The following is a 12,091-nucleotide window of genomic DNA, read 5'->3' as shown; positions in this document are numbered from 1 at the left end:
TCCGCCGGTTACGTTACTGCTGAATTACGCTTACGGTGCTGAAGCTGACCGGCTGCGATGAGACATCCAATGCAACTGCCCCGGTCGGTAGAGTGGAATCCGTGGCCGTGATGACCGCGGTGTTGTCGTAGTAGACCGTGATCTGATTGCCGATCGCGGCGATGCGGAGCATGTGCACGTTCGTGTCGAACAAGATCACCGGCGATGTGCCCAGGAGAGTAAGTGGACTTGTGTCGATATTCCAGCCGCTGGTTAGGAACAGCTTGATGAGGTGGTCAGCAGGGTAGACCCATGCAGTATAGGAAGCACCGCTGGTGAGATTCACGCGTGCTCGCAGACCGCCCGGGTAGTTTGAGAGATTTGAGAGCTTGTAGCCTGTGGAGACGATGTAATTTGCCCATGACTGGCTACCCGCATACTGCTGCGTGTGGCCGTTGCCGTTGTAGTTGAAGGCATTGTTTGCTACGGTCCAGTTGCTTGCCAAGCCAAGAGGAGACGGGGTCCACTGTGTAGATCCGTTGGCGAAGTTGTCGCTAAAGATCAACGTACCGAGGTGAAGTGTAATGGTCGCGGTGATGGGGCTCTTCGCAGCGCCCGGAGCCGTTACCGTTACATTTGCCATTTGGTTACCGCTGGGTAGGTTTCCAGTGGATGGCGTCAGTGTTAGGGTCCCCGCTCCGCTCGAACTGGCAGGCGAAGGTGTTAGCCAAACGAGATTGCTCGAAGCTGTCCAAGGCATGCTCCCAGTACCCGTGTTGGCGACCGTAAGCGTGACCGGTGGAGGAGATGAACCGACAGCGCTGAAGATATCCAGCGTTGTTGGAGTTACGGCGAGCGTTGCGGACGACGTTGCTGTGAGGGTAAGTGTGACGGGTACCTGGACTGGCGAGCCTGCTGATGGGGTGAAGGTCAGTATGCCGTTGTAGCTTCCTGTTGTGAGTCCAGAGATATTGACTGCTGCCGATGTACTGCTTGGGGTTGTGGTTCCTGAAGTAGGCGATGCGGTCAGCCAGCTTGCATTGCTTGTGACTGTCCACGTGACAGGGGAAGGGGAAGAGGTAAGTGCTACGGCTTGGGTTGGCGGGTTAGCCGTGCCGGCCGTTGCGGTGAAGCTAAGAGGAGTGGGAGAAGCCGTGAACGATGCAGGTTGTGTTGATGTGCTGCTTACGGTCACGCTGTTGAAGGCCAGCGGTTGATTGGATGGATCGAGCGCAATCTCTCCGGAAGAGTACGTACTATCGGCGACGGTCAAGACTTGAGCGCCGTCAAAGTAAGCGGAGATTTGCGTGCCGTGGACACTCAAGCGGAGTGTGTGCGGGTTTGTGTCGTACGCGATGTTACCTGTGCTGGTCAACGTGGTATATCCATTGCCGATCGCCCAGTTAACAACGCTGTATAAAGTGAGGGTGTGTTCTGCCGGATACATCCAGAGTGCATATCCTGCCCCGGTCGCAGGATTGACGCGAGCCCGAATGCCACCTGGGTAATCCGACAGGTTAGAGAGCGTCAGGTTCACGTAGAGGTCGTAGTCAGTCCAGGTCGAGGAGCCGGTGTACAACTGGGATTCGCCGCCTCCGTTGTAGTGAATGGAACCACCAGAGGATGTCCAGCCGGCTGAGTTGCCGAGTGGAGACACTGTCCAGGCGCTAAGGTTTGCTGTGGATGGCGCATCGATCACGCCAGACAGCAGGAAAGTAACTGGGATCTTGACGGTTGCTATGGTGTTCAACGATGGTTTGAGCGTGATATTGCCCGTGTAAGTGCCGAGCGGAAGCGAGCCCGGTACGACCGATACCGAAATCGAGCCCGGTGTTCCAGCCGTAACTACACTCACGCTGAGCCATGTTGAATCGGAGGTGGCGGTCCATGTGAGGCTTGTTCCGGCTGGATTGTTGATCGCGACGGTCTGTGCAGTCGGAGCAGTGCCGCCAACGGTTCCACTAAAGGAAACGGATGTGGGAGAAGGAACAAGGGACGGTGTGGCGACTACAAGCGTAACTGGAACCGTCTGCGGACTGCTGAGAGCGCCGGTTGCAGTGAACGTTAGTGCTCCGGTATAGGTGCCGGCGGCGAGAGTGCTGCTGGCGACACTGACTACAGTAGTTCCGGCCGATGAACGGCTGCTCGGAGTCGCAGTCAGCCAGGCGGCGTTGCTGGTTACGGTCCAACTGATAGCACCAGAACCGGCATTCGCTACTGTGATCGACTGACTTGGGGTGGAAGTGCCTGTGGTTGCGGCGAACGAAAGCGTGAGCGGATCAAGCTGAAGCTTGGCCGGAAGCGTGTTGGGAAAGCTGTAGGTAGCGCCGTTGGCGAAGCCTGGTATATCGAGAAGTGTTCCTTCGGTATCTCCATAGAAGATGTAAGTTTTGGTACCGATGAGGTGGCCATCGGCATCTGTTGCAGACCCGGTGAAGTTCAGCGTAATAGATGTACTGTTGAGTGAGGCAGTCGACAGAAGTGAATGATTGCGTGCGCGCAGATAGTCACCCATGTTGTCCATAAAAGTATGTTGGCCGTGGTTCGTGCTGAACCACTGGGACAACTGCTTGATGAAGGACTGACGATCGGCGACGGTGGAGTATTCCAGGTTATCGCCATCGTGCGTGTAGATCTGAACCGGCTCCATACCAGACCAGAAGTGCCACATGTAGTACTCCCACTGATTGAGGCTTTGGGCCACGGTGGAGTCGTTGGTTGTGCTGGGCCAAAGTGCATCGGGACGTGTAAAGCGTCCCGCGGACAAGCCTACCTGGCTGCCGAAGGCAAAGAAGGTTTGAGCGGGTTTTCCACTTACGCTGCCGATAGTCATGTCGTCGGCATAGAAGAAAGGAAAGGTCTCTTCCTCGTCTCCCGTATAGAGGGGCGGCTGCTCATAGATGCGGAATGGGCCAAGCGGTATACGTTGCGCGGGTGTTTTCGGAACCGTGAAATAGTAGACCCCTGGAGCCTGTGGCGAGGTAACGTAACGCACACCGAGACTGTTGTACATCTCGTAGCCGGAGTTGTTGGAGATGTCCCAGTAATGAGCCACCATGGAGCGGCTGAGGGGCGGGAACGTATCGGTTCCGCCATTTTCGGTGATCCACTTCAGGGCTGAGGCGACGTTTGCCTGCCACTGAGCGTCTGTGTTGGGGACGGTGAGATTCCAGTACAAATCTCCGCCAGAGCCATAGTTCAATCCGTGAGCTGAGGCGTGCACTTGACCGGCCTGAATAGCGGTGATCATCTGCGCGCGCTCACCGCCAGGCCCCTCAAGCCCTGATAGCTGCATGTTTATCTGCGGCTTCCATGGACCGCCTGTGCCATCGCTTGCGACGGTCCCAGTAAGCGTGGTGTTCCACATATCAGGAATTCGAGACATGATGCCGGTCTCGTTGTCATCCATCTGGATCGCGGAAAGACGTGGGTATCCACGAAGAACAAACGGTTTCCGAGCTGCCCAGACGATGCTTCTCCAGAAGAGATCATCGGCACCTTCGACGAAGCCGAAGCGATCCTGGCGCATGTAGTCGTAGTCCGTGAAGTCGACGGCACGACCTGCTCCGAAGGTTGTGGCGATGATGAGTGGATCCGTGCCGAGACGAGCGACGACTGTTCCCTTGGCGCCGGTGAGTAGAGTCGCATCAGACGGAACGACGGTGACACCGTTGCCGTGGTACGTGTAGATGATGTCGCCAGCGGGATCGCCTGCCCAGTGCATCTGCAGTGCGGCGATGTAGTGTGGCGTGGCTCCGCCGACTTGTACTGCGGCGGGGACGACCACACTCGTCTGATCATTACCGACAGTAGAGCCGGTGGCTCCAAAGATCCTCTGAATGTGGAATTGAAGCCCGACCGAGGGGTCGGTGTCGAGGTTCACGAAGCCCGTGCCACCCTGCACTGCCGTCGCAATGGCGTTCTGCCAAGTGGCGTTGAGCGAGAGATGAGCGTGGCCGGCGATGATGAGCTGAACGGTTGTGAGATCGGGAGGAGCCGTCTGGCTAACATCGATAATTCGATAAGGTATCTGAAGATGGACGAAGTAGCGCTCCGGCCCCATTTGATAGGTGCCTGGCGTAGTTTTATTGGTGTTGTAGTCGCTCGTCGCCGTGGAGTTAACGAGGACGACGACGGTCAGGTCTTGAGTTTGAGCCAGGATCTGGCTCCCCATGCCCAGTAGAATCAGGAGTGCGGCTAGGATGCCTCCGTTGCGGATGGATGTGACCCGTATGAAGGTGTTGATGAGTGCTTTCATTTGGCGCCTCGAATTGCTGTGACTTACGGCCGGATACCGGTCGTTGAAAGATTTATCTGTAGCCGCGGTCGTAGTTAGCTCCGTAGCCAGCGGCGATGGACATGGTGACATCGTTGAAGATTAAAGAGCTGAGATGTTCGCCGAGCATTTCAGCAGCACGTTGCACCGCTGCCCGTCGAGTGACACGTTCGCGAACAACCATAAGTACGAGATCTGCGCTTGGAAGCAACTGTTCAACGTCTGCAACGGGGAGAACGGGCGGCGCATCCAGGAGAACCCATTGAAAGTTCTTCTGGGCCCACTTCAATAAATTCGATAGTTCCGGTGCTCTCAAGAGCGGAACTGGTTTAGATACCGCCTTATCGAGACCAATAATGTACAGAGGCAGATCGCCAACTGACCGAATCGCTGCTTCGGGCGTGACCTCTCCCTTAAGCACCTGCTCGATACTCTGTGGACAGACACCGCCTAAAGCAGCCAGCAGTGAGGGACGTCGTAGATCGAGATCCAACAGAAGAGTTTTGTGCCCGGCCTCCGCAAGTGCCCACGCCAGATTTTGACAGTTAAGACTCTTGCCATCTTCAGCACTAGGACTCGTAATCAGCACGACACCGCCAGCCGGCCGTGCAGTAACAAGGCGATGCTGCATGAGGCGAAACTGTTCACATGCGCGACTGTCTGCGCCGGACTCGAAGGCGATAGTTGTCCTGTGCTTTTGCGGCAAGCGTTCCAGCTTCGGAACCATGTTCAGCCAGTTGATCGCATCGGACTGATCGCTGGCAGGGCGATCAACTACTGCGTTCTGATGTTTGTGGGGCGATCCCGCGTCTCCGTTCGACGCCGATGCGATCATCAGATGCGGTTCAATGGTTTGATACTCCCTGAGGTTGAGAGTGATCATAAGGCCCTCCGAAGAGTTGGTTGCGCTGGGGAGTGGTTGACAATGGTTTTGGAGATACGAGGAATAAGCCCCAATACCGGGATGTGCGGCAAGATGTCATGAAGTTCTCCGTCGGACTTGACGGTGCTATCCAGCCGCTCGCGAAGAATGATCACCAAAAGGCCAGCCACAAGGGATGCGACAAGGAACATCGAATACAAGACAGGACGATTCGGTCCAATCGGCGCATCTGGTACCTGCGCAGGATCGAGCAATGTGAAGCTGCCGCCCTCCTGGCCACGCTCCAGTTCCATAGACATTTGAGCCGTGTATGTCTTTTCGAGCAGGGAACGGTAGTGCTCTTTCGCGGTATCGTAGTCCCGAAGCAGTTGTGAGATCTCTTGCTCGCGGATTGGAACACCGTTGACTCGAAATTGATAGTTATTGATCGATGACTCTATCTGGTGCTGCTCGGCAGCGAGTCGATCCCTACTGTGATGGATTGAGGCTTCCTGCGCATCGGCGGGAGAGGCAACGGAGCCAGAGCGCCTGGTTCTGCTCGATACCGACGCTGGAGTTTGTGTCAGTTGGGTGTCCAGCGAAGCCACTTCCGCTTCTTTGCTAATGACGTCCGGGTGAGCCGATGTGTAGTGGGAACGCAACTCGGCAAGGTCACGATGAGCCTGCACGTCACGTGCGACGAGCTGACTACGGAGCCCGGCCTGCGGATTTTCGCCTTGTTCGCCCGAAGCATCATACGAGCCGGATCTGGACAGTAGAGCTTGCTGGTCAAGCCGATTTTGAGCGTCGGAGTTTGCCTGGAGCTGAACTTGTAAACGTGAGAGCGTCTGCAGATTGGCGTCGAGTTCGTTGGGAAGCTGGCCGAGGTGCTGCACCTTGTAGACCCTTAGCCGCTCTTCGAGGGCGTCCAACTCGGATTTGCTGGTTGCTAACTCTTTTTCCAAAAACAACGTTGTGCCCTGGGCCTCCTGCTCCCGGTCGCGAAGATTCCAATCGATGAAAGATGCGGCGAGACGATTGGTGACGGTGGCAACCTCCTGAGCGGAGCCACCTGTGTATGAGATCGTGAAGGCGCTTGGACCGTCAGAGCTTTGTTTCAGGTCGATGGTGATGTGGTTCCGCATCAGATCTATCACCCGATCGCGCCCTAACTCCTGCCGCTCTTTGGGATAGAGATTCAACTCGGTCGTTATGGCTTCGAGCCGTGACGTGCTGAGGATTTGCTGACTAAGCGTATTGAGGCGCTCGGCAGGACCCATCGAAACAGTCGAGCTTACATACTTATCTGAAATGCGCTGAGGGTTGACCAGGATGCGGGTCTCCGCGCGGTAGACGTTTGGAAGTTTTGCGATGACCACAGTCGCGATGCCGAAGACTCCAAGTGCAACGATAGAGGCGAGAAGCAGATTCCGCCGCATCACTTCAATCCATCGCGCTACCCCTACTTCGAGGGGAGGACTAGAATTTCTCATTACCTACCTCCAGAATCGAACGTTCTCGTTGGCCGCTGTTCCCGCGCCCAGCGGTATGTGAGTAAGAAGACTCCACGGGAAAGCTCTACTGGGCTGGGGCCACGAGAGAAGTACCGTGCTGTTAATGACAATTCGGAATCATTGCTGAGCCGGTGCCGGAGCTCACCGGAAACAAAATAGCCATGAAGGTTGGGATTGGCCGGCGTGGGATTACCGATCTCATAATGTGCATAACCTGCGTCTAAATTGACTAATGCAGTTCGTGTTTGTCCCAAAGAGACTCCACCGAAGTTTGCGGTTTCCCACGTGGATTGATTCACGAATCCATCGCTGACCTGGCGCGTACTGCCGAGATAGACGGTCGTTCCACGCATTGTGCTCTTACTTAGCGTGACGTTGTACTGATAGTTTCCTGAGCACTCAGCTGAGCCCAGGATCGGCCCGATGCCTCCCTGCAGGAGTGTGTCTCGATTGAAAGAAAGGTCTGCAAATGCCGTTATCGATGCCGTTGTGCAGTTCAGATGGTTGTAGCTTTCTCGAACCCCCTCTGCTCTGACACCGACGGTGATGTCATTCCTAAGATCCGTCCGCAGTCCAAGATTGACGCTGTAACGCTGATCGGACACGCCCTGATCAAAGTAATGATGAAAGGTCGCATCACCACCAAGCGACAGTGTCCGCACCGCGGTCAGTTGATGATCGACAGCAAGCAGGGCACGGTCAGTGAGAGTGTTGCCGGTCACGTTGCCGAATGCGACTGTGTTGGTGTCGGGAACCTTGACCGTATTCAACGTTGCGGTATTCAGGTTGCCGACATCGCGTGCCGCGTCTGACCCATAGCCGTTTTCCGCCAGGAAGCTCCACGAGGTAGAACGCGATGCCCTATCCGCAAAGACTAAGGATGTTCTCTGATACTGCTGTACGCCAATGCCGGTGTCGATTGAGTCGACGACCTGACCGTCGTGTTGGAGCATCAGGTTCGACCGTTCGTGTCGAAAATTAACACCGAGCTTTCCTTCTACCGTGACCAGACCTCCCGATGCATCCGGGATGTCATCGGCGGCGGTGTCATATCCGGAGCTCACCGATAGCGATGGCTCTAACCATTGCATCGTGTAGTAGCTGCCCTCGGCGACACGAGGCATGCTGTGGGTATCGGCAATTACAGGCAACTGCGCTGCCGATATTGCAACACTAGAGAGCGCTAGCAAAGAAATAGACAGCCCTCCAAGACTCCTCCAGGAGTGACGACGATGTTGTTGGTTGTTCATGGAACAACCACCGTCGTTCCCGGTGTAAGCCACATGGCCTGGCTGGAGTTAGGCGAATGAATGAGCTTGTTGTAGTCAAGCCTCACGCCGGACCCCGCTGAGTTGGGTGCAATGACCGTGATTTTTTTACGAGCCGCAAATTGGGTGAGCCCCCCAGCCTGCGCAATAAGCTGCAATACATTCAGAGGTGAGTTGAGAGGGTAGGCCCCTGGGCGTGCTACCTCGCCGGTGATGTAGACCATCCGGCTGTGAATCTCCGCGACCGTGACTGTAACTCTCGGATCTACCACGATGCTAGCGAGGCGTGTCCGTAACAGTTGCTCAATATCGTTGGGTGTTAGTCCGGTCACGGTCATCTCGCCGACCAGAGGCATCGAGATCTTTCCATCAGGGCGAACTGTCACCGTAGGACTAAGGTCGTGCTCTTTCCAAACCGAGATATTTAATACGTCTCCACAGCCAATCTTGTAGGACTCTACGATGGGGAGATCTACGACGGTGAGGGGTGAGGTAGATGCGTTTGAACTTGCGGTAGCCTTGCTGCCGCTGGCCATTGCATGCGATCCGGGTGCTTCAACTCGAGGAGACTGTGCGCCGACAGCGTGGCACAGGAGATAGAGTGCGAGTAGCGCTGCGGCTTTACCCAAGTCATTTCTCTGGACCTTCATACGCTTTGCTCCCTCTTGATGAGATGGATGGAGGCAATTCGCTGACCAAACATTAAACCTGGGAAAAGCTTGGGACATTCACGTCGAGTGCTTGTAAATAGACCTATTTGCAGCTGCACTATGCAATACGTTGCACATGCTTTGATCTATCTGCGGGAAGATGCAACACAGCGTTGATAGACGGCTACTGTGTCATTTCCAATCTGGCCCCAGCTTATGTATCTGGATGTGTTTTTGAGAGCAGCGGATTTTAGCTGTAAGTAGCAGGCAGCCTCACTTCCGACATTCCCAATGTTTGCTGCGGCATGGCTTTTGAGAAGACATAGAATTGCCATTCCAAGCTGTTCGGCGTTGCCGGGCTCGACAAGGATGGCATTTTCCCGGTCATCAAGATAGCCTTCAAACGCTGGCAATCGAGAGGCGATGATTGGTTTGGCGTAGGTCAGGCCGGTGAGCAAGGCTCCGCTTGTAGTGATCGCTCGATACGGATAAGCCAGTATGTCGGCGGCTGTGTAGTACAGAGGCAATTCACGAGTTTCGATATAGCGCAGGTCGGCTCTAACGGTGCCTCCAAGATGCTGGGCGGCCAGACGGATAGTGGCCTCGAAGTCTTTCGGCCCGGAGCCAGCAATCAGAAGGAGTGGGGAAGGCACGACGTCTTGGAGACCCTGGGCCAGGGCGAGCTTCCAGGCCTCAAGAAGCACGTCTACGCCTTTATAGGGTGCGTGTATGCCTTGCCACAAAACGATGGATGCATTCTCGGGCAGATTCAATAGCCGGCGTGCATTGTGGATCTCCCACTCCTTAGGGGCATGAGCAGGGGCGAAGAGAGGCCCATGGCCGATCACGGAGATCTTCTTCAGCGGAACCGAAAACTCCTCGTTCAAGCGGTGTGCTGCCGTGATGTCATGGCAGATCAAATGATCTACACCGTTGTAGAGTTGTCCGTAGATGTTGCGCAGATGGTCCCCGCTATCATGGGGCAACACATTGTGAACAGTATGCAATACCGGGACACCAGCCTTTTTCGCGGCTTCTAATAGCTTGAAGTCCAGACAGATGCCTCGATTGAGGAGAGGAGTCTGCTGCAGGTGGATGATGTCAGGTTTTGCCTGATCTCCTGCGTTCAACTCTCTGATGAGCCGTTGCATCGTCCGCCATACGTCGGCGTTACGAGCCGCCCTTCGAATGATCGAAGGAGTCTTTCGGAACCACCTGGATACTTGTTCGCACGCAGGGTCGAGCGTGATGTCCTGCTGTGCGAAAAATGCAGGTTCCTTCAGGTGGGGGGTGCAGATGAGCTTTAGGTTTACTCCGGTGTTTCTCAATGCCCAAGACAGTTCAGCGGTATACCAAGGTGTATAGCAGAAGGCGTCTATCAGCCAAACGCGTAAGCGAGGTGGCTGTTCAGTGACGTTTGTGGCGTCTTCGACGATGGATGAGGTGGTCATTGGACCCACCAGGCAGGTTGATCTGCCACTACTTCGGTTGGCCGAAGCCGTTGTCCTGGAAGAAGTGTTCTATAGAGTTCAATGTATTTCTGAGTCATGACTGCGGCATCGAACTCAGCGATGGCGCGCGCACGTGCTCTTTCTCCCAGATCTCGACGTAGTTCGGGGTTTTTCAGCAGATGAATGAGCGCTTCGGCAAGAGCTGCGGGATCTTCGCTCGGGACAAGAACTCCGGCGTGCCCATGATCAAGTAGATAGGGGATGCTTCCTACAGCGGAGGCGGCAATCGGCGCGCCAGCTGCCATCGCTTCCAGGACGGCGATGGGCATTCCGTCGATGCGTGAAGGATGAGCGACGATGGTGCAACGACCAAGAAGAGCCGGTACATTCGCACAGAAACCAAGATATTGAACGTGTTGGTCGACACCTAGTTCAATGCCGAGCTGGACGAGTGATGTGCGATCCGGACCGTCTCCGGCAATGATGCAATGAACTCTTCCATAGTCTTTCAAGATCGATGGAAGAGCGCGGACGAGGACGTCGACGCCCTTCTCTTCAGACAGCCGTGATAGCACACCAATGACTGGCACGCCGGATTCGGTCCCGGGAGCGCAAGCTTGATATGTCTTCGTTTCGATGCCGTTATAGATGAGCCGAATATTTGATTTCGACACGCCGCTGTCATCGACAATCGACGCGACATTTTCTGAAACCGCAACCACGGCGTTGAACCAGCGCAGTATGAGGCGATCATATTTTGCATAGGACTGCAGAGAGTCTGTTCGGTTCGTCCAATTGTGGCAGGTCGCCACAATTGCGCAACCGCTAAGCTTCGCCACGATGAAGCCGTAGATGTCCGCCTTATAGCCGTGAGTGTGCAGAATATCCACCCGTTCGGAACGGAGATATCTCGCTAGGCGCATGAGGGCACGGATGTCGAAACGTCCTTTAAATAGTAGGTCTGCAGGAACGTGACCGGACACAGTCTTCAGCCTCTCCAGGTCCGAGGTTGGTAGATTGCTGCTATCGAAAAGCGCAATGTTCGCGTGGTGTCCCGCGGCCCGGAGTTGTGAGCAAAGAACCGCTACTACGTTCTCGGCTCCGTAGAAGCCTGCACTCGACATGAGGTGAAGGACACGCAAGTTAGCCCCAATCGTGAGAACTGTTTAAGTCGTTTGATGTGGCGACCGGAGGATCGCTGCCCAGAGGGCTTGATATCGGGCTTCGCCTATCGAATACTTGAGGAGCCTTTTTACTGCGGATTCTGCAAGCAGTTTGGCGTTTGTAGCCCAGTGGTGAGCCACGTAGTTGGCTACAGTTTGATCTGCCATGGTTCGGCGGACAACCAGGCGGCCGACAAGAGCGATGCTTTCACTGAGGGCTGAGGGAATTGGATGAAGCCCGAGGACTGGCTCCGAAACATAGAGCTCTTTATAGCCAGCTCCGATGCAGGCTGCGCAGACCGCCGTATTCCATCGACCGCCTGGCATAGAGATCGTATCGACGGCGTTGCCTAGCTTATCTTCGAGACAACGGCGTGAATCTACAAGCTCCGACAAGAGATCCTGCGGAGAGCATTGGGTGAGCAACGTATGGGTGTTTCCGTGGGAACCGACGCGATGTTCAGCAGCAACGAGATCCCGTAGTTCTCTCCAACTGGCCGTTTCCTGGCGCGCACCTACCCAGGCGGCAGGTGCGAAAAAGTGTCCCAATATCCCATGTTTCTCCAGTATGGGAACCGCCAGCGTCACTTGCGAGCGATGGGCGTCATCGAAGGTGACTTCCAAATGCGTCCCTGTCCGCTGCGCCTCAGCCTTTGCGACCTCAAGCTGTCTGGAGAAGGCATCCGGTGTCATCTCGTAGACATCGGAAGACACTTTTGGGGAGAACTCGTGATACGCGAGAACTCGTCGTCTATGAGTCGTAGAAGCCGTTGGGCTATGAAGCATCATTGAGAGGCATCTTTCACGCCAGGAATAATCTGTGCAGCGACACGCCTCTTTGTCCCCCCGTTGTTTCGGGAGAACCACCGAATGATGACGGAGAGGAGGTAGAGTCCGACGGACAATGTCAGGAATGCCAGTGCTGGCC

At 55.4% G+C, this 12,091-nt stretch carries 8 protein-coding genes; all 8 read right to left on the bottom strand.

What is annotated here, in order from left to right:
* Window positions 1–13: 13 nt before the first annotated feature.
* Complete coding sequence (locus ACIX8_RS17535) at window positions 14–4,237, bottom strand: BACON domain-containing protein (protein WP_014266715.1); 4,224 nt, start codon at window positions 4,235–4,237, stop codon at window positions 14–16.
* Window positions 4,238–4,289: 52 nt separating this feature from the next.
* Window positions 4,290–5,138 (bottom strand): CpsD/CapB family tyrosine-protein kinase, encoded by an 849-nt coding sequence (locus ACIX8_RS17530; protein WP_014266714.1) that lies wholly within the window; start codon window positions 5,136–5,138, stop codon window positions 4,290–4,292.
* Window positions 5,135–6,610 (bottom strand): GumC family protein, encoded by a 1,476-nt coding sequence (locus ACIX8_RS17525; RefSeq protein WP_014266713.1) that lies wholly within the window; start codon window positions 6,608–6,610, stop codon window positions 5,135–5,137. The genes ACIX8_RS17530 and ACIX8_RS17525 overlap by 4 nt, the downstream gene beginning before the upstream one ends.
* Window positions 6,610–7,881 carry a hypothetical protein gene (locus ACIX8_RS17520; RefSeq protein ID WP_014266712.1) on the bottom strand — a complete coding sequence of 424 codons (1,272 nt, stop codon included), beginning with the start codon at window positions 7,879–7,881 and terminating at the stop codon, window positions 6,610–6,612. Before ACIX8_RS17520 ends, ACIX8_RS17525 begins: the two co-directional genes overlap by 1 nt.
* Window positions 7,878–8,549 carry a polysaccharide biosynthesis/export family protein gene (locus tag ACIX8_RS17515; RefSeq protein ID WP_014266711.1) on the bottom strand — a complete coding sequence of 224 codons (672 nt, stop codon included), beginning with the start codon at window positions 8,547–8,549 and terminating at the stop codon, window positions 7,878–7,880. Before ACIX8_RS17515 ends, ACIX8_RS17520 begins: the two co-directional genes overlap by 4 nt.
* Before the next feature lie 146 nt (window positions 8,550–8,695).
* Window positions 8,696–10,000: a glycosyltransferase family 4 protein gene (locus ACIX8_RS17510; RefSeq protein WP_014266710.1), complete on the bottom strand. Its 1,305-nt coding sequence runs from the start codon at window positions 9,998–10,000 to the stop codon at window positions 8,696–8,698.
* Window positions 9,997–11,124, bottom strand: coding sequence for a glycosyltransferase family 4 protein (locus tag ACIX8_RS17505; RefSeq protein ID WP_014266709.1), 1,128 nt, complete (start codon window positions 11,122–11,124; stop codon window positions 9,997–9,999). The genes ACIX8_RS17510 and ACIX8_RS17505 overlap by 4 nt, the downstream gene beginning before the upstream one ends.
* 42 nt (window positions 11,125–11,166) lie before the next feature.
* Entirely contained in the window at window positions 11,167–11,877 is a 711-nt protein-coding gene (locus tag ACIX8_RS17500; protein ID WP_190273688.1) for a polysaccharide deacetylase family protein, read from the bottom strand.
* Window positions 11,878–12,091: the final 214 nt, after the last annotated feature.

The sequence above is a fragment of the Granulicella mallensis MP5ACTX8 genome, from assembly GCF_000178955.2.
Taxonomy (GTDB): Bacteria; Acidobacteriota; Terriglobia; order Terriglobales; family Acidobacteriaceae; genus Granulicella; species Granulicella mallensis.
The sequence above is the reverse complement of the archived record's forward strand: the minus strand, read 5'-3'. Positions and strand labels throughout refer to the sequence as shown.